At 45.9% G+C, this 17,329-nt stretch carries 17 protein-coding genes; 7 read left to right on the top strand and 10 right to left on the bottom strand.

Annotated features, from left to right (window positions below):
* The first annotated feature begins 35 nt into the window (after window positions 1–35).
* Together dnaE and accA are read left to right on the top strand one after the other, a co-directional pair.
* Window positions 36–3,518, top strand: a complete 3,483-nt coding sequence (gene dnaE / locus GOL65_RS08435) for a DNA polymerase III subunit alpha (protein WP_140920765.1) — start codon at window positions 36–38, stop codon at window positions 3,516–3,518.
* Between the two features lie 12 nt (window positions 3,519–3,530).
* Window positions 3,531–4,490 carry an acetyl-CoA carboxylase carboxyl transferase subunit alpha gene (gene accA / locus GOL65_RS08430; protein WP_140920766.1) on the top strand — a complete coding sequence of 320 codons (960 nt, stop codon included), beginning with the start codon at window positions 3,531–3,533 and terminating at the stop codon, window positions 4,488–4,490.
* Between the two features lie 85 nt (window positions 4,491–4,575).
* Here accA and GOL65_RS08425 read toward each other — a convergent pair whose 3' ends face one another.
* From GOL65_RS08425 to GOL65_RS08405, 5 genes are all read right to left on the bottom strand, one after another.
* The gene (locus GOL65_RS08425; RefSeq protein WP_140920767.1) at window positions 4,576–5,346 is read right to left on the bottom strand and encodes a class I SAM-dependent methyltransferase; all 771 of its coding nucleotides are present in this window, start codon (window positions 5,344–5,346) and stop codon (window positions 4,576–4,578) included.
* 138 nt (window positions 5,347–5,484) lie between these two features.
* Entirely contained in the window at window positions 5,485–6,189 is a 705-nt protein-coding gene (locus GOL65_RS08420; RefSeq protein WP_228723076.1) for a LutC/YkgG family protein, read from the bottom strand.
* A gap of 2 nt (window positions 6,190–6,191) precedes the next feature.
* Window positions 6,192–7,613: a LutB/LldF family L-lactate oxidation iron-sulfur protein gene (locus tag GOL65_RS08415; protein WP_140920768.1), complete on the bottom strand. Its 1,422-nt coding sequence runs from the start codon at window positions 7,611–7,613 to the stop codon at window positions 6,192–6,194.
* A gap of 11 nt (window positions 7,614–7,624) precedes the next feature.
* The gene (locus GOL65_RS08410; protein ID WP_140920769.1) at window positions 7,625–8,344 is read right to left on the bottom strand and encodes a (Fe-S)-binding protein; all 720 of its coding nucleotides are present in this window, start codon (window positions 8,342–8,344) and stop codon (window positions 7,625–7,627) included.
* 182 nt (window positions 8,345–8,526) lie between these two features.
* Window positions 8,527–10,071, bottom strand: coding sequence for an L-lactate permease (locus GOL65_RS08405; protein ID WP_140920770.1), 1,545 nt, complete (start codon window positions 10,069–10,071; stop codon window positions 8,527–8,529).
* 178 nt (window positions 10,072–10,249) lie between these two features.
* Between GOL65_RS08405 and GOL65_RS08400 the strand changes: the two genes are divergently transcribed.
* The 3 genes from GOL65_RS08400 to GOL65_RS08390 all read left to right on the top strand — a co-directional run bounded on the left by GOL65_RS08400 (window position 10,250) and on the right by GOL65_RS08390 (window position 12,430).
* Window positions 10,250–10,645 carry a VOC family protein gene (locus GOL65_RS08400; protein WP_140920771.1) on the top strand — a complete coding sequence of 132 codons (396 nt, stop codon included), beginning with the start codon at window positions 10,250–10,252 and terminating at the stop codon, window positions 10,643–10,645.
* A 63-nt stretch (window positions 10,646–10,708) separates the two neighbouring features.
* Window positions 10,709–12,046: a tRNA lysidine(34) synthetase TilS gene (gene tilS / locus GOL65_RS08395; protein ID WP_140920772.1), complete on the top strand. Its 1,338-nt coding sequence runs from the start codon at window positions 10,709–10,711 to the stop codon at window positions 12,044–12,046.
* Between the two features lie 66 nt (window positions 12,047–12,112).
* On the top strand, window positions 12,113–12,430 hold the full coding sequence (locus GOL65_RS08390; RefSeq protein WP_140920773.1) for a c-type cytochrome: 318 nt from the start codon (window positions 12,113–12,115) through the stop codon (window positions 12,428–12,430).
* Window positions 12,431–12,486: 56 nt separating this feature from the next.
* On the opposite strand, the gene rof is transcribed toward GOL65_RS08390, so the two are convergent.
* Window positions 12,487–12,747 (bottom strand): Rho-binding antiterminator, encoded by a 261-nt coding sequence (gene rof, locus GOL65_RS08385; RefSeq protein ID WP_130593594.1) that lies wholly within the window; start codon window positions 12,745–12,747, stop codon window positions 12,487–12,489.
* Window positions 12,740–12,940, bottom strand: a complete 201-nt coding sequence (locus tag GOL65_RS08380) for a YaeP family protein (RefSeq protein WP_108901554.1) — start codon at window positions 12,938–12,940, stop codon at window positions 12,740–12,742. The genes rof and GOL65_RS08380 overlap by 8 nt, the downstream gene beginning before the upstream one ends.
* A gap of 346 nt (window positions 12,941–13,286) precedes the next feature.
* Here GOL65_RS08380 and GOL65_RS08375 point away from each other — a divergent pair, with 346 nt between their 5' ends.
* Together GOL65_RS08375 and arfB are read left to right on the top strand one after the other, a co-directional pair.
* Window positions 13,287–13,835 carry a YaeQ family protein gene (locus GOL65_RS08375; protein WP_140920774.1) on the top strand — a complete coding sequence of 183 codons (549 nt, stop codon included), beginning with the start codon at window positions 13,287–13,289 and terminating at the stop codon, window positions 13,833–13,835.
* 3 nt (window positions 13,836–13,838) lie between these two features.
* Window positions 13,839–14,255, top strand: a complete 417-nt coding sequence (gene arfB, locus GOL65_RS08370) for an alternative ribosome rescue aminoacyl-tRNA hydrolase ArfB (protein ID WP_140920775.1) — start codon at window positions 13,839–13,841, stop codon at window positions 14,253–14,255.
* A gap of 41 nt (window positions 14,256–14,296) precedes the next feature.
* Here the strand turns inward: arfB and proS are convergent, their stop codons facing one another.
* The 3 genes from proS to rcsF all read right to left on the bottom strand — a co-directional run bounded on the left by proS (window position 14,297) and on the right by rcsF (window position 17,233).
* On the bottom strand, window positions 14,297–16,021 hold the full coding sequence (proS, locus tag GOL65_RS08365; protein ID WP_140920776.1) for a proline--tRNA ligase: 1,725 nt from the start codon (window positions 16,019–16,021) through the stop codon (window positions 14,297–14,299).
* A 162-nt stretch (window positions 16,022–16,183) separates the two neighbouring features.
* A complete protein-coding gene (gene tsaA, locus GOL65_RS08360) occupies window positions 16,184–16,891 on the bottom strand; it encodes a tRNA (N6-threonylcarbamoyladenosine(37)-N6)-methyltransferase TrmO (RefSeq protein WP_140920777.1) in 708 nt (235 codons plus the stop codon).
* On the bottom strand, window positions 16,892–17,233 hold the full coding sequence (gene rcsF / locus GOL65_RS08355) for an Rcs stress response system protein RcsF (protein WP_140920778.1): 342 nt from the start codon (window positions 17,231–17,233) through the stop codon (window positions 16,892–16,894).
* Window positions 17,234–17,329: the final 96 nt, after the last annotated feature.

Below are 17,329 nucleotides of genomic sequence, written 5' to 3'. Positions count from 1 at the left end.
CGATAATGTTTGTAATCTGATAGCTGGTATTTGATATGGCTGATCCTCGTTTTATTCATCTTCGTATTCACAGTGACTTCTCCATGATTGATGGATTAGCCAAAGTGGGCCCGTTGGTGAAAAAGGTGGCCTCGCTAGGCATGCCTGCGATGGCGATTACTGACTTTACTAACCTGTGTGGACTGGTGAAGTTTTACGGTTCTGCACATGGGGCAGGTATTAAACCAATTATTGGTGCAGACTTTCGGATTCAAAGCGAAACTTTCGGCGATGAACTAACGGAAATTACCGTTCTGGCGGCCAACAATGAAGGCTATCAGAATCTGACCATGCTGATTTCCAAAGCGTACCAGCGAGGCTATGTTCAGGGTGGTCCGGTTATCGATAGGGACTGGCTGATAGAATACAAAAGCGGCCTGATTCTGCTTTCTGGCGCTCGTTTTGGTGATGTTGGGCAATCGCTGCTGCGTGGTAATCAGCATTTAGTCGATGAGTGCTTGCAGTTTTATCGTACTCACTTTCCGGATAACTACTATCTGGAGTTGGTCCGAACCGGAAGAGATGAAGAAGAGGTTTATCTTCATGCTGCCGTTGAACTGGCTACCCGGGAAGGAATTCCGGTTGTTGCCACGAATGATGTTAAATTTATCGATATTTCAGACTTCGATGCTCATGAAATCCGGGTAGCCATTCACGATGGTTTTACTCTGGACGACCCTAAACGACCGAAAAAATACAGTGCTCAGCAATATCTACGCAGTGAAGAGGAGATGTGTGAACTGTTCTCCGATCTACCTGAAGCGTTGATAAATAGCGTTGAGATTGCTAAACGCTGTAATGTAACAATTCGTTTAGGTGAGTATTTCCTGCCGCAATTTCCAACTGGTGAGATGACCACAGAAGATTTTCTGGTTGCCCGTTCCAAAGAGGGGCTGGAAAAACGCCTGGAGTTTTTATATCCCGACCCTGCTGTCCGGGCGGAGAGACGCCCGGAATATGATGAACGTCTGGATATTGAATTGCAGGTAATTAACCAGATGGGATTCCCCGGTTACTTCCTGATCGTAATGGAGTTTATTCAGTGGTCCAAAGATAACGATGTTCCCGTCGGGCCCGGTCGTGGTTCGGGTGCGGGGTCTCTGGTGGCTTATGCGCTGGGCATCACCGACTTGGACCCACTGGAATTTGACCTGCTGTTCGAACGTTTCCTTAATCCGGAACGGGTTTCCATGCCTGACTTTGACGTTGACTTCTGTATGGAGAAACGCGACCGGGTTATTGACCATGTTTCTGAAATGTACGGTCGGGATGCGGTATCACAAATTATTACCTTCGGTACCATGGCAGCAAAAGCGGTTATTCGCGACGTAGGCCGGGTATTAGGGCATCCATACGGTTTTGTCGATCGCATATCAAAACTGATTCCGATGGACCCGGGCATGACGCTGGAAAAAGCGTTTGCTGCAGAGCCACAGTTACCTGAACTGTATGAAGCGGATGAAGAGGTTAAGGCGCTCATTGATATGGCGCGTCAGCTGGAAGGGGTAACCCGTAACGCCGGTAAACATGCCGGTGGTGTGGTTATTTCTCCAACCAAAATCACCGATTTCGCACCGTTATACTGTGATGCGGAAGGGCAATTCCCGGTTACTCAGTTTGATAAAAACGATGTGGAATATGCAGGTCTGGTGAAGTTTGACTTCCTGGGGCTGCGTACCCTGACCATTATCGACTGGGCGCTGGGCATGATCAATGCGCGTCGGGCGAAAGCGGGTCAGGAACCTATTGATATCAGCGCCATTCCACTGGCCGACCAAAAAAGTTTCGACATGCTGCAACGGTCAGAAACTACTGCGGTATTCCAACTTGAATCCCGCGGTATGAAAGATCTGATTAAGCGTCTGAAACCCGACTGCTTTGAAGATATGATCGCTCTGGTGGCATTGTTCCGTCCGGGGCCGTTGCAATCGGGCATGGTAGATAACTTTATCGACCGTAAGCATGGGCGCGAAGCAATTTCCTACCCAGATATTCAGTGGCAACATGAATCTCTGAAACCAGTGCTTGAACCAACCTATGGCATCATCCTGTATCAGGAACAGGTTATGCAGATTGCTCAGGTTCTGGCGGGTTATACCTTGGGCGGCGCGGATATGTTGCGTCGCGCAATGGGTAAGAAAAAACCCGAAGAGATGGCCAAGCAGCGCTCGGTATTTAAAGAGGGCGCAGAAAGGATGGGCATCGACGGTGAACTGTCGATGAAAATCTTTGACCTGGTAGAGAAGTTTGCAGGTTATGGTTTTAACAAATCTCACTCTGCGGCTTATGCATTAGTTTCTTATCAGACACTGTGGTTGAAAGCTCACTATCCGGCTGAATTTATGGCGGCGGTAATGACTGCCGATATGGATAACACCGAAAAAGTGGTGGGCCTGGTGGATGAATGTCTGCGTATGGGCTTAAAAGTGCTACCGCCAGATATCAACAGCGGCCTGTATCATTTCCACGTTAACGATGATGGTGAAATTGTTTACGGTATTGGTGCAATTAAAGGCGTTGGTGAAGGCCCAATAGAAGCTATAATTGAAGCAAGGAATCAGGGCGGCTATTTTAAAGAGTTGTTTGACCTGTGTGCCCGCTCTGACACTAAGCGCTTAAACAAGCGGGTGTTGGAGAAACTGATAATGGCGGGGGCATTTGATCGCCTCGGCCCACATCGTGCGGCATTAATGCACTCTTTAACCGAAGCGATGAAGGCAGCAGATCAGCATGCTAAAGCCGAAGCGCTGGGGCAGGCCGATATGTTTGGGGTATTGGCAGAAGAACCCGAGCATGTTGAGAAAGCCTATGCTAATGTGGCACCGTGGCCAGAGCAGGTTATATTAGATGGTGAACGTGAAACGCTGGGTCTCTATCTTACCGGACACCCAATCACGCAATATCTGAAAGAGTTGGAACGCTATACCGGCGGCATCCGTCTGAAAGATATGCACCCAACAGAACGTGGTAAAACCATTGTTGCCGTTGGTTTAGTGGTCGCAGCCAGAGTGATGACTACCAAGCGCGGTAACAGAATTGGTATTTGTACGTTGGATGATCGTTCCGGTCGCCTTGAAGTCATGCTATTCTCTGAGGCACTTGAAAAATACCAGCATTTGCTGGAAAAAGATCGAATCCTGATAGCGACCGGACAGGTCAGCTTTGATGATTTTAGCGGCGGGCTTAAAATGATGGTCCGCGAATTAATGGACATCAGTGAAGCGCGAGAAAAATACGCTCGTGGGCTTGCCATCTCGTTGATGGACAGGCAAATTGATGACCAGCTTTTAAACCGTCTTCGTGAATCGCTGGAACCCCATCGATCGGGGACGATTCCAGTACATCTGTATTACCAGCGGGAAGATGCCCGGGCACGGCTTAAATTTGGTACAGCATGGCGGGTAACGCCAACCGAACGTTTGCTGATAGACCTGAGAACGCTTGTGGGTAATGCCCAGGTAGAATTGGAATTTGACTAAAATAGGAATGCTATGAGTCTGAATTTTCTGGATTTTGAACAGCCGATTGCTGAATTAGAAGCGAAAATTGATTCGCTGAAGGCAATCAGTCTTCAAGACGAAAAATTGGATATTAACCTTGATGAAGAGGTTAAGCGTCTGCATGAGAAAAGCCTTGAACTGACTAATAAAATTTTCTCTGAACTTGGAGCGTGGCAGATTGCACAACTTGCCCGTCATCCACGCAGACCTTACACCCTGGATTATATTCAGCATATTTTTACTGACTTTGATGAGTTAGCGGGCGATCGTGCTTACGCTGACGACAAAGCTATTGTTGGTGGTATGGCTCGTCTGGACGGACGTCCGGTGATGATCATTGGCCATCAAAAAGGCCGCGAAACCAAAGAAAAAATTCGCCGTAACTTCGGCATGCCTGCGCCAGAAGGCTATCGCAAAGCGCTACGCCTGATGGAAATGGCTGAACGTTTCAATTTGCCAATTATTACCTTTATTGATACACCGGGAGCATATCCGGGTGTGGGTGCAGAAGAGCGTGGCCAGTCAGAAGCGATTGCACGTAACCTGCGCGAAATGTCTCGCCTGAAGGTTCCGGTCATTTGTACCGTTATCGGTGAAGGTGGTTCCGGTGGTGCATTAGCTATCGGCGTTGGTGATAAAGTGAATATGCTGCAATACAGCACCTATTCTGTTATTTCACCGGAAGGTTGTGCATCTATTCTGTGGAAGAGCGCTGATAAAGCTCCTCTGGCTGCGGAAGCTATGGGTATCATCGCGCCTCGTCTAAAAGAATTGGGTTTGATTGATGCCGTGGTACCAGAACCTCTGGGTGGCGCACACCGTAATCCGGAAGAGATGGCGGCATCACTGAAGGCTAAGCTGCTGTCAGATTTGTCCGAGTTGGATGAACTGGATACCGAATCGTTACAGGATCGTCGTTATCAGCGTCTGATGGGCTATGGTTACTGCTGATAGCTGATGAATAAATAAAAACCCGTGAATTTTATCATCCACGGGTTTTTTTATTGCCTGAATACTGTTGCTGAAATGATAATCGTCAGTTTTTATGACTGATAAACATAGCAATATCTGTGGAAAAAGTACCATCAGCATCAATCGCAAAATAGCTTTTTACTTCCAGTGATGCTTCCTGCTGAAAAGCTCTGATAGCATCAATATAGTGTTGTGGAGTGCGCATACGCTGCGTCCAACTGCTGAACTCCAGCTGTAAACGGTCAGTCGATATTTCACTGAGAGCCAGGCCCGATTCATTAATAAACCGGCTCCATTCAGCAATGCTGTAATCACGGACGTGAGAGCGATCCCTCAGGGCTTCCACCGTTTGCAGATAGATATCTAAAACCGGATTACCAGGTGAGATGACATCCATAAACACTACCTTTCCACCAGGTTTCAACACCCGATAGACTTCATTTAGCGCCAGACTTACATTTTGCCAATGGTGAGCAGAATAACGACTGAGAACAATATCAAAACTATTTGACTCAAAAGGCAGTGATTCAGCGATACCACAGGCAGTTTGAATATTGGATATCTGACGCTCTGAGGCACCTTTAAGAACCGCATTAAGCATATCTGTACTCAGGTCATAGGCAATAACGCTGTGAACCAGTGGCGCAGCGGTAAAGCTAACGTGTCCGGCTCCACATCCAATATCCAGAACTTTAGCTTGAGATTGAGTTTTAAGTATAAGGGCTAACTTCTGTAAGTCCGCGCCTTGAGCATGTACGCTGCTGGTTAAATAAGCGTTGGCCTGTTCACCAAACTGCCGTTCTACTAAATCATGATGAGTCTGTTTTTCTGACATTTTGCTGTATATCCTGATGGATGGCCGATTTATAAGTATGTTTCAGCCATCAATAGATGTATAGCCAGCTGAACAGAAATAATTAACTGAAGAAAGAGGGCAGGGAAAATTATCTCCCTGCCGCTGTGATACTCCCGGTTAACAGTCTTCCAGTACTACATAAGCCGCATGAACAGGACCATGAACGCCAAACACTTTGATTAATTCAATATCAGCAGTGGAGCTTGGGCCGCCAATCAGGTTAATACAGGATGGCATCCGTTCGCCCGCCTGAGCCATATGGTGCAGACGTTGAGCCATTTGAGCTACGCGCGGTAAAATAGTGCTTTTACGTAGCACGAAGATAGAGGTTTCCGGCAGCAAACTAACGGAACGGCCTCGCTCTGGTGCAGAGAATAGTACGATACCACCAGATTCAGTCAGACCCGCTTCGGCATAGGCAATACCCACTTTAGCTTTCTCTGCCATATGGATGTTTTCTTCCCCTTTATCAGGGTTCCATTCCCATGCATCAAACTGCTCTTTTAATGCTGCAGTGATACCTAGGTCAGCTAAACGTTGGTCACCGCTGATAATCACTGGTGTACCACCATACTCGTCGCACAGGGACATAAGATCGCCAATCAATCCTTCAGGACGGCTCAGTACACACTTTACTTTCTGAGTGCTGGCAAACTCCATAAATTCCAGACAAAGTTCATCTTGGGTTTTATCCGTCAGACGTGTTTGAGGATAGCTGTTTACCGGTGGCTTACTTTCAGATGGCATTTTGCGCACTTCACGCCCTAGCTGACGGGCAATCTCATCCAGAAATGCAGTACGGTTTTGTTGATTCATTAACATAATTACTTATTCCTCTCAGCCTGATGACGTTTAAACCAACTGCGGAATCCTTCACCATCTGGCGCAGGTAAGTCACGGGCTTCCATCCAGTCATTGAGTACGTCAATTTGAAGCGGTACTTTGCCGTCTTTAATCATCCAGTTGGCCATTTTGGCACCCATGGTCATACCGACTTTCCACAGTGCAGGATGGGCGTTAGCATAATTAAACAAACGAGTGAAACGGCGCTCGCCTTTTGGCGTCAGGCCAGTTTCTGCCATAACCCGGCGATGTTTAACGATTAACTGAGCCAGAGGAATTTTTACCGGACATACCTGATTACAGGCATTACACAGTGAACAGGCGTAAGGAAGGTCGTGGAAATCTTCATAACCACCCAATAAAGGTGAAATAACTGCACCAATCGGGCCGGGATAGATAGAACCGTAACCGTGACCACCAATCTGGCGGTAAGCCGGACAGGTATTCAGACAGGCCCCACAGCGAATACAGCGCAGAACATCTTTAAATTCTGAGCCAAGAATTTTTGAACGGCCATTATCAACGATAACCAAATGGAACTCTTCAGGCCCGTCAACATGCCCTGCTTCACGAGGGCCCGTTAGCCAGGTGTTATAGCTGGTTAAGCGAGTACCTACTGCACTGCGGCACAGCAGAGTAATCAGTACATCAACCTCTTCAAAGGTTGGGGCAATACGCTCCATTCCCATGACAGCAATATGCGTTTTAGGCAGGGTGGTAGCCATGCGCAGGTTGCCTTCATTGGTGACCAGACAGATACTGCCAGTTTCCGCTACTGCAAAGTTACAGCCACTGATACCAATATCAGCTTCCAGAAAGTCTTTACGGATGCGTTCACGAATAAACTGCGTCATGGCTTCTGGTGTTTCAGGACCGTCATACCCCAGCTTTTCATGCAGAACTTTTTGGATCTGATAGCGATCTTTATGGATTGCCGGTACCACAATATGAGATGGTGGATCGTTATCAACCTGAAGAATGTATTCTCCAAGGTCGGTTTCAACCACTTCAATGCCTTCAGCTTGTAATACGTGATTCAGGCCAATTTCTTCGGTGACCATAGACTTTGATTTCACCACCTTTTTTGCCTGTTTCTGGCGGGCGATATCACGAATATAGTCAGTGGCTTGTTCTTTGGTTTTGGCAAAATAGACGTGTCCGCCATTTTGCGTTACTTTTTCTGACAGCTGGTACAAATAGGCATCAAGGTTTTCAAGTACGTGGTTACGGATTTGCTCTGCACGATCGCGCCACTCTTCCCAGTGACCGAGTTCGTTAACCATAATTTGACGGTTGGCTCCGATACGCTCCTGAGCCATCGCTACCGCTTTGCGCATGATGGTGTCTTCCATCTCTGCTTTGATGCGCGGTTTAAAATCTATGTTGCTGGTTTTCATCGACATGAGATATCCCCTTAGCGGCTCATTAACACTTCAGCGATATGCATCACTTTTACCGGACGCTTTTCACGAGTCAGACGTCCACTGATATTGATCAGGCAACTGGTGTCTGCACCAATCAGATAGTCGGGTTCGACATCCATAATGTGCTGAACTTTTTCTTTTACCATTTCACCGGAGATCTCAGACATCTTGACGGAGAAAGTACCGCCGAAACCACAACAGGTTTCCTGATTAACGATGGGTAGCAGCTCCAGGCCTTCAACATTATTTAGTAACGCGATGGGTTCGTCTTTCACTCCAAGCTTACGAAACAGGCTACATGATGGGTGATAGACTGCTTTTCCCGGTAAGCGAGCACCCACGTTAACCACACCAAGTTGGTGAACGATAAAGCTGGTTAAATCTTGCATACGGTCAGCAACCGCTTGTGCTCTGGCGGCCCATTCAGGTTCATCAGCCAGATGGGTTGGATAGCTTTTAATAGCATAAGTACAGGAGCCAGCAGGAGAGACGATCGGATAATCATTATCTTCAAAGGCGGTAATCAACGATTTCATTGCCGGTTTGGCATCATTGACATAGCCGCTGTTGAGCGCTGGTTGGCCACAGCATCCCTGACGTTCAGGAAAAAGTACTTCACATCCCAGCTGTTCCAGCAGCAGCACGCTATCACGGGCCATATTGGCCTTCAGTGCGTCACCGATGCAGGTAACATAAAAATTTACTTTCATACAATAGTCACTCCGAAAACATAGAGATGCATTTGGCTGACGGTCGTTTTTCAACGATTATCATAATGAGTATTCCGTTAGCGCATCATTTTGGTGTTTGAAATACCGGCCTCCTGAGTGGTGGCCGGTAACAATCGGGAACGAATTTTATCACTGCCTAAATGTGTTGTATGTGATTTGTATTATGAATAAAACAAGTAGTACATAGCACCTATTTTCAGGCCAAGAATAATAATATAAATCGCACAGTACTTAAGGGTACCTGACATGATGGCGCTGCTTTGTCCATCCATTTTGGTTGCCGAAACCGCGATGGCAATACTCTGAGGAGATATCATTTTGCCGCCGGTTGCCCCGGAGGTGTTGGCGGCTGCCAGCAGGATAGGGTCAATACCTAACTGAGTTGCTGCGCTGGTCTGTAGCTTGCCAAACAGCACGTTAGAGTTGGTATCACTACCGGTAACAAAGGTACCTAATGCACCAATCATTGGAGCAATAAAGATATAACCGATGCCGGTAACGTTAACCAGTGTATTGGCAATGTCATTAATCATGCCGCTGGTGTCCATCACTGTTGCCATCGCAACAATAGCGGTAATGGCGATAATGGAGTTTTTCAGCTGTACCACGGTGGCCCAGAGCACGGCGAACATGGTTGACATTCTGGCACCCTGAATCATTCCGCCAATAAAAGTCGCAATAATAATTAGTACACCTGGAGTGCTTAACCATTCAACTTTTAGCTTCAGAACCTGACTGTCACTTAGGGCATAAGGAATCACGCTGGAAAGCTGTCCTACGCTGTTTTTAATGGATGGGAACAGCGGAGAGCACAGTAGAATAAACAGGAATGTTAGCAGATAGATAGCACTGGCACGCATCAGAGTAGAGCGGGAATAATGCTGCTTTTCCGTTTCTGGTTCTCCAGTTTGCTCTTTTTGTGATGCTTTATGGCGTTTTGCCAGGAAAATAGTGACCAGCATACTTACCAGACTACCCGCAAAAGCCGGTAGTTCAGCGCCGAGGTAGGTGGCGACTAAATATTGAGGAATTAAGGTGCTTACACCACACATCAAAGTAATAAAGAACACACCTTTGATGGCTTTGATACCATTACCGGTAATAGCAACAATGACGAAAGGAAGTAAGATATTAAACAATGATAATTGTATAATAATCATGCTACTAAGTTCACGTACCGGTAATCCAGTTTGTTCTGCCAGAATAGAAACCGGAATACCAACAGCACCAAAGGCGGTTGGTACGGTATTCACTATCAACGAGGCGATTGCTGCTTTTAACGGATTAAAGCCTAAAGCGATAAGAATGCCAATGGGTATGGCAACTGCTGTTCCATAACCTGCTGCGGCTTCCAAAAATCCACCGAAACACCAGGAAATAAGTAAGATCTGAATTCGTTTGTCATCACTGATATTGGCCAGAACATTTTTTATCACATCCATGCTGCCGGTTTTCAACATCAGGTTGTAGCTGTAAATAGCGCCAAGAATAACAATGATAATTGGCCACAGCCCTTTAGAGGCACCATAAAGTGTTGACATAGAGAGGCTCTGTACTGGCGTTTTCCAGAAGAAACCAGCAAGAACTAAAGTAATAATTAAAGAAATGATAACCGCATAATGTATAGGAGTTTTTATCTTCAAAATCATTACAATTAACGCGACCAGAGGAATAACTCCTAAAATGAAGGAGAGAGATTCAGACATGGCTATACCTTATATTGTGTCTATCATTTTGATTTAGCCGCGGATTCTAGTAGTTATGGTTTTAGTATTCAGTGAGCTGAATCGTGTTAATAAGAAAAATAACACAAATTGATTATTGTATGATGATTTTCAATTTACTGATTTAATTGATGATAATTTTAAATTTTGGAATGTTTATATGCTTAAAGTTGAAAAAATACACCATATAGCAGTCATTTGCGCAGATTATGAGCGCAGCAAGCAATTTTATTGTCATACATTAGGTTTTGAATTATTAACTGAACATTATCGTGCAGAGCGTCAATCGTGGAAGGCCGATCTGGCTATCAATGATAACTATCAGATAGAGTTATTTTCTTTCCCACAGCCTCCAGCCAGACCAACTCAGCCGGAGGCTTGTGGTTTGAGACATTTAGCTTTTAGCGTACGGGATTTGGAGCTCGCCATAACCCAGCTGGCCGCCGCAGGAGTAAAGTACGAGGTAATTCGTATCGATCCTTATACCGGGAAACGTTTTACCTTTTTCAACGATCCGGATGGATTACCATTAGAACTTTATGAAGAGAGTGAGTAAGTTTCTCGTTATACAGTGATATTTTGATTAACATACGGTATCTCTTTTTACAGGTAGCGCTAAATGTCTGATGAAACGCTGTGCGATAAAGTTATACAGCAAGTTGATGCAACGCTGAAAAATGATGACCACATTCTGGTGGCATTCAGTGGTGGTATTGACTCGACGGTATTACTGCATGTGCTGATGACAATAAAAGAGCAACTAAGACCAGAGTTAATTTTACGGGCAGTATATGTGCATCATGGCCTGAGCAAGTATGCCGAAGAATGGGCAGAACATTGTAGGCTGCAATGTGAACAATGGAACATTCCATTGGATGTCGCTTATGTTAGCGTAGATCCTTCTCTGGCAGGTATTGAAGCAGCCGCCAGAAACGCGCGCTATCAGGCTTTAAATGATTTGTTATCTGATAATGACGTTCTGGTAACGGCGCAGCATCGAGACGATCAGTGTGAAACCTTTTTACTGGCGTTAAAACGCGGTAGTGGTCCGGCGGGCTTATCGGCTATGCCGGAAAGAATGGCGTTTGGCCGTCATCAGCAGGTGAGGCCACTACTTAATATCTCTCGCCAGCAAATTGAGGCTTACGCCAGAATTCAAAAACTTCGTTGGGTTGATGACGACAGTAATCAGGACGCTCGCTTTGACCGTAACTTCCTGCGTTTGAATGTTCTGCCAACTCTGGAGCGGCGCTGGCCTCAGTTTTCCCGCATGGTGTCTCGCAGTGCCAGCTTATGTGCAGAGCAAGAGCAATTACTGGACGAACTTCTCTCACCTGTTCTATCCCGGTTAGTGAATTCCGATGGTGCTATTGATATTGAAGGTTTGTCATCGGTTTCTGATATTCAGCGTCGGGCACTATTACGCCGCTGGCTGAGCCAACATGACGTGATGATGCCGTCACAGGAACAGCTGGAAAAACTATGGTGGGAAGTAGCTCTTAGTCAGCAGGATGCAGAACCGATGCTGAAATTGGGTGATTATCAGATTCGCCGTTATCGGCAATGCTTATACCTGTTGCCAGCTATGCAATCAGTTGATGAAATTCAACTGGATTGGGATGGACAGTCAAAACTGTTACTCCCTGATTCATTAGGTGTACTAATACCGGATGAGTCGGGTGAGGCTGTCCGTAGTCCAAAAGCAGATGAGCAGGTTACTGTGCGTTTTTCAGCGCCGGGAAACCTGAACATTCATATAGCAGGTCGCACTCATTCCCGCAGTCTAAAAAAACTCTGGCAGGAACTGGGAGTGCCCGTCTGGCTACGGCAAAGAACACCTTTGTTGTTTTATGGCGATAATCTGATTGCAGCATTAGGCGTTTTTGTTACGGTTGAAGGTCAGCGACAGGGAGATGACGCTGGCTGGAATATTCTGTATCGGAAAAAATCATATTAACAGTCCGGTACTAAATTCATCTACACTATTTCATTGAAAGCAATGTGGTTTACAGAGGTCAAGATAATGAAAAAGACGTTATTGTTACTATCCTGCGCATTACTGTTTAGCTTCTCTGTGCAGGCTGCTGGTGATGCTACTGCGGGCAAAGCTAAATCGGCAAGATGTGCCAGCTGTCATGGTGTTGATGGCAAAATTTCAATTCCAACCTATCCAAACCTCGCCGGACAAAATGAGGTCTATCTGGATAACTCAATGCATGCCTATAAGAAAGGGGAGAGAACTGGCGGTATGGCGGTAGTTATGGTTGGATATGTGCGTAGTCTTTCCGATCAGGATATTGCTGATTTGGCGGCTTATTACGCCAGTTTAGGTGAGAAGTAGTCGATACTCAGGTGAAAATAAAACGGGCCGTGATGACAGGGCCCGTTTTAAATGAATCAGTCCGCCAGACTGATTTCTATTTTACCAATTGTTGGATGGCTAAAATAAACAATGCAATCGAGTCTTAGCTCTCTTTGTTCACCACCGACTTCAACAATCAGATACTCAACCTTTTTGCGTAATAATAAATCGCAGGCTTTTGCCTCCAATTTCTCACCATCTTCTAACTTAATCTCGAGGACTAAATGGTGCTGACAGGCGAGCTCTAAATTATCATAGTCATCACAGTTTATGGGTTGGTACTCTTTTTTAGTCATCACCATAATCACTCACCAGTAAATTAGCGGCAGCATAAGCCGCTTGTTCCCTAACGGCAGACGATAGCGTTTCATCAGCTGCTATATCGTCTAATGTTTTTAATACACATCCTAACGCATCGGATACGTATCCAAGATCGCCGCTGGCTATTTGCGCATATTTACGACGAACGGGTTCGCTGTATTTCTGCATAATCCCTCCTCCTTTGCAGCTAATCTTTGTGTTACAGGCGTTACCTTGCAACGCCAAATCAATATCAGAGCTTGCTCATCATTAATTTCAGTGCTGACTATAGCATAGTTGTGATTCTTTATATCAGCTACTTGCAGATGGTTTAGTGAATAAATTTGTCAAGATTAGCTGACAAAAGAGATGATGCTGTTATTAGGCTAACATGGTGATGTTTTTAGGGAAAAGCAGGAAGGTTAGTAACTATTCAGGCTGATGCTCAGCTTCTACCGATTGGATTAACGATGTGTTCCCTGAGCGAATTGGTTACACTAGCCGCCACTCAATTTATTTACACTGGCATATCTTCATGGCATTAAAAGCAACAATCTACAAAGCGACCGTTAATATTGCGGACATGGATCGTCAGGTTTATTCCGATACGGTGTTAACGCTGGCACAGCACCCATCGGAAACCGAACAAAGGATGATGTTACGGCTGCTGGCCTGGATATGTCATGCGGACGAGCGCTTATCTTTTACTAAAGGGCTGTGTGCAGATGATGAGCCCGAGATTTGGTTGCATAACGATCATAACGGAATTGTCCTTTGGGTTGAGCTGGGATTACCGGAAGAGAAACGATTAAGAAAAGCCTGCCATCAATCAGAGCAGGTGGTGCTATATGCTTACAGTGAACGAGCGGCAAAAGTTTGGTGGCAGCAAAATCAAAGCAAACTGACTTCCCACAATAATTTATCGGTGCGGTTTCTGGATGATGCGCAATTAAAACAGCTGACTTCAATGTGTACTCGCAATATGCAATTACAGGCTACCATTCAGGATGGCGCTATCTGGCTGTCAGACAATCAGAATAATGTTGAACTGACATTTGAGACCTGGAAAACACTGGGTGAATAAATAATGGGTTTAGTTATTTCGGCTGGTGTAACGATCCCTGATGATGAGATTGTCTTAACGGCAATTCGTGCTCAGGGCGCTGGTGGACAGCATGTGAATAAAACCTCGACGGCGATTCATTTAAAGTTTGATATTCATGCCTCCAGCCTGCCGGAGTTTTATAAACAACGTTTACTGGCTTTGAATAGTCATCTGGTAACCAGTGATGGTGTGGTGATTATTAAGGCGCAAGAGTATCGCAGTCAGGAACAAAATCGTGAAGCGGCATTAGCCCGGCTAACCACATTGATTCAGGAAGCCACCCGATTTCAAAAAGTACGCAGGGCAACCGCGCCAAGCAAGAATGTCAAACGTAAGCGACTGGAAAGTAAAGTTCGGCGGGGTGAAACTAAAAACCTGCGCGGAAAAGTAGATTACTGAAAAAATCCCGCCGTAGCGGGATTTTTATAACCAACGATTAATTAGGCAGGTTGTATTTGTGATAGCAGGAACGACACGATTTCATCACTGTTAATCATCTGCTTATCACCTGCACGGCGGTGTTTGTATTCAACTTCGTTATTGTCCAGATTACGATCGCCGATAACTACGGTATGCGGCACACCAATCAGTTCCATATCGGCAAACATCACTCCAGGGCGCTCTTTACGGTCATCCAACAGTACATCTACGCCTTTAGCGCGCAGAGTTTCATACAACTGTTCTGCTACTTCCTGAACACGGAAAGATTTATGCATGTTCATTGGCACGATAACCACAGAGAACGGCGCAATAGCGTCTGGCCAAATGATACCACGCTCGTCATGATTCTGCTCAATAGAGGCAGCTACTACGCGAGTTACACCGATACCATAACAGCCCATTGTCATCGTCAGGTTACGACCGTCTTCACCCTGAACTGTGGCTTTCATCGCTTCTGAATATTTAGTACCAAGCTGGAAAATATGACCAACTTCGATACCGCGTTTGATCAGTAAAGTACCTTTACCATCCGGGCTTGGATCACCAATCACAACGTTACGGATATCTGCTACCGTAGCTGGCAGAGGCAGATCCCGCTCCCAGTTAATGCCAAAATAGTGTTTATGGTCAATATTAGCTCCGGCGCCAAAATCACTCATGACAGCTACTGAACGATCAACGATCATCGGCACCGGCATTTTAATTGGGCCTAAAGAACCTGGACCAGCGCCAATAGCCGCACGAATCTCTTCTTCTGAGGCAAATGTCAGCGGGCTGGCAACCAGCGGTTGGTTTTGTGCTTTTACTTCGTTTAGTTCATGATCGCCACGGACTAAAAGTGCGATTAATTTATGACCGCTTTCTTCTGCTGCATGAACCAACAGGGTTTTAACTGTTTTCTCAACTGGCAAATTAAATTGTTCAACCAGCTCATTGATAGTTTTTGCATCAGGTGTATCCACCAGACGCAGTTCTTCTATTGGTGCTGCGCGCCCAGTTGATGGGGCAACGGCTTCAGCCAGCTCCATGTTGGCGGCGTAGTCTGAATCAGTGGAGAAAACTACATCATCTTCACCGCTGCCAGCCAGTACCTGAAACTCATGAGAAGAACTACCGCCAATAGAGCCGGTATCAGCCAACACCGGACGGAAATCCAGCCCCATACGGGTAAAACTCTTGCTATAAGCGTCGTACATCTTGTCATACGTCAACTGCAAAGACTCTTGCGTGGTATGGAAGGAGTACGCATCTTTCATGATGAATTCTCGTGAGCGCATCACACCAAAGCGAGGACGAACTTCATCACGGAACTTAGTTTGAATCTGGAAGAAATTCAGCGGTAATTGTTTATAAGAGCTGATTTCATTGCGCACCAGATCGGTGATGACTTCTTCATGGGTTGGCCCCAATACAAATGGACGATCGCCTCTATCTACAAGGCGTAACAGTTCCGGACCATATTGCTCCCAGCGACCACTCTCTTGCCATAAGTCGGCAGGTTGAACTACCGGCATGGAGATCTCGATAGCACCGGCGTTGTTCATCTCTTCACGAATGATGGTTTCAACTTTTCTCAGAACGCGCAGACCGGTAGGCAACCAGGTATAAAGACCAGAAGCCAGTTTACGGATCATCCCGGCACGAAGCATTAGCTGATGGCTAATGACTTCAGCGTCAGCTGGTGTCTCTTTCAGAGTAGAGAGCAAATATTGACTAGTACGCATGTTGTAGTGCTTCCATTTAATCTTCAGATAATGGCAATTTTTCAGCGCTGTGTATCAGTGAAGCGGAGTCTGATAAAGCGAACGCAGAATAAGCCTGATAAATAAAAAAGTGACTTAGTGTATCAGTGACTATCATCTCTCAAAAGAGAGGAACAGGAATTTCTAGCGTTTATCGATAGCAAAAACGGTAGCCTGCCCATTTTCTACGCGCCAGCGTACGTTAAATTCCATTAAGTGTACGGCAAATTCCCTGACCTGTTGTTCATTTTTTCGATAGGCAGGACGGGGGTCCTGAGCTAATACCTGAGTAATAAAACGACGCAGATGGGGCAAAGCATGGCTCTCTTTTTGCAGAACCAGTTCAGCTTCGGCAGAAAAACTGACAGACATGTTGGCATCCGGAGCTAACTGGGCAAATCCAGCCTGAGCATTCGGAATACTTTCGGCAAAAGGCAAATAAGGTTTGATATCAACCACTGGGGTTCCATCAACCAAATCCAGACTGCCAAGCCGCAGGATGATATCAGCCCCTTCCTGGTGTATGCCTTTTAGTTCTACCAGTGACATGCCAATGGGATTTGGTCGAAAAGTAGAACGCGTAGCGAAAACCCCCATGCGAGTATTTCCGCCTAAACGGGGTGGTCGCACGGTTGGCCGCCAGCCGCCATCCTGAGTTTGATGAAATACAAATAATAACCAGATATGGCTGAACTGCTCCAGCCCGCGCACTGCTTCTGGCTGATTATAGGGTGGCAGCAACAGCAATTCGCCGCCCCCATCCTGCACTAAGCCAGGCTGGCGAGGAACGGCAAATTTTTCTTTATAAGGCGAACGAATAACGCCTATGGGTTCGATATGCAGTGCAGTCATTTAAAAATTGATATGTAACGCAGTGCCTTCACAAACCGCAACCTGATAGCAACCCGGAACCGAAGACATCATTTCACAGCGGTGTAATAACACGGCATTGGCTTCCTTGTAAGCTGCTCTTTTCTGCATGCTTAACATGGCTGAAGTAATGCTTGGAGGACTGTCCTGAGCAGTAAACTGACAGGAATCGCCGGAAACTAATCCCATCTCTTTAAATGAGGCTCCGGAAAGCTCAGCTTCGCTTTTATAAAGCTTTACTGGTTCTAATTCTGGAGCTGAAGGTCCTGACTGAGCACAGCCGCCCAGAAAAAGTGCAAACAGGCAAAGCGTAAGAATTCGCATTGGATATCCTTGGTATAGGTAGAGGCCTGAAATAAGAGGGCCAATCGCTCAAATTAGTTGAGAGTATAAATAAAAACAGGGTTAAGGATAAGATGA

The organism is Limnobaculum xujianqingii (assembly GCF_013394855.1).
Lineage (GTDB): Bacteria > Pseudomonadota > Gammaproteobacteria > Enterobacterales > Enterobacteriaceae > Limnobaculum > Limnobaculum xujianqingii.
This window is presented reverse-complemented; position numbering and strand designations above follow the sequence as displayed.

Coding starts and splice junctions, on each gene's coding strand:
- GOL65_RS08380 (WP_108901554.1), bottom strand. CDS start 12,940: ATGCAGAAATACAGCGAACCCGTTCGTCGTAAATATGCGCAAATAGCC.
- tsaA (WP_140920777.1), bottom strand. CDS start 16,891: ATGACTGCACTGCATATCGAACCCATAGGCGTTATTCGTTCGCCTTAT.
- GOL65_RS08415 (WP_140920768.1), bottom strand. CDS start 7,613: ATGTCGATGAAAACCAGCAACATAGATTTTAAACCGCGCATCAAAGCA.
- GOL65_RS08400 (WP_140920771.1), top strand. CDS start 10,250: ATGCTTAAAGTTGAAAAAATACACCATATAGCAGTCATTTGCGCAGAT.
- tilS (WP_140920772.1), top strand. CDS start 10,709: ATGTCTGATGAAACGCTGTGCGATAAAGTTATACAGCAAGTTGATGCA.
- GOL65_RS08405 (WP_140920770.1), bottom strand. CDS start 10,071: ATGTCTGAATCTCTCTCCTTCATTTTAGGAGTTATTCCTCTGGTCGCG.
- dnaE (WP_140920765.1), top strand. CDS start 36: ATGGCTGATCCTCGTTTTATTCATCTTCGTATTCACAGTGACTTCTCC.
- arfB (WP_140920775.1), top strand. CDS start 13,839: ATGGGTTTAGTTATTTCGGCTGGTGTAACGATCCCTGATGATGAGATT.
- GOL65_RS08375 (WP_140920774.1), top strand. CDS start 13,287: ATGGCATTAAAAGCAACAATCTACAAAGCGACCGTTAATATTGCGGAC.
- proS (WP_140920776.1), bottom strand. CDS start 16,021: ATGCGTACTAGTCAATATTTGCTCTCTACTCTGAAAGAGACACCAGCT.
- GOL65_RS08390 (WP_140920773.1), top strand. CDS start 12,113: ATGAAAAAGACGTTATTGTTACTATCCTGCGCATTACTGTTTAGCTTC.
- rof (WP_130593594.1), bottom strand. CDS start 12,747: ATGACTAAAAAAGAGTACCAACCCATAAACTGTGATGACTATGATAAT.
- rcsF (WP_140920778.1), bottom strand. CDS start 17,233: ATGCGAATTCTTACGCTTTGCCTGTTTGCACTTTTTCTGGGCGGCTGT.
- GOL65_RS08420 (WP_228723076.1), bottom strand. CDS start 6,189: ATGTTAATGAATCAACAAAACCGTACTGCATTTCTGGATGAGATTGCC.
- accA (WP_140920766.1), top strand. CDS start 3,531: ATGAGTCTGAATTTTCTGGATTTTGAACAGCCGATTGCTGAATTAGAA.
- GOL65_RS08425 (WP_140920767.1), bottom strand. CDS start 5,346: ATGTCAGAAAAACAGACTCATCATGATTTAGTAGAACGGCAGTTTGGT.
- GOL65_RS08410 (WP_140920769.1), bottom strand. CDS start 8,344: ATGAAAGTAAATTTTTATGTTACCTGCATCGGTGACGCACTGAAGGCC.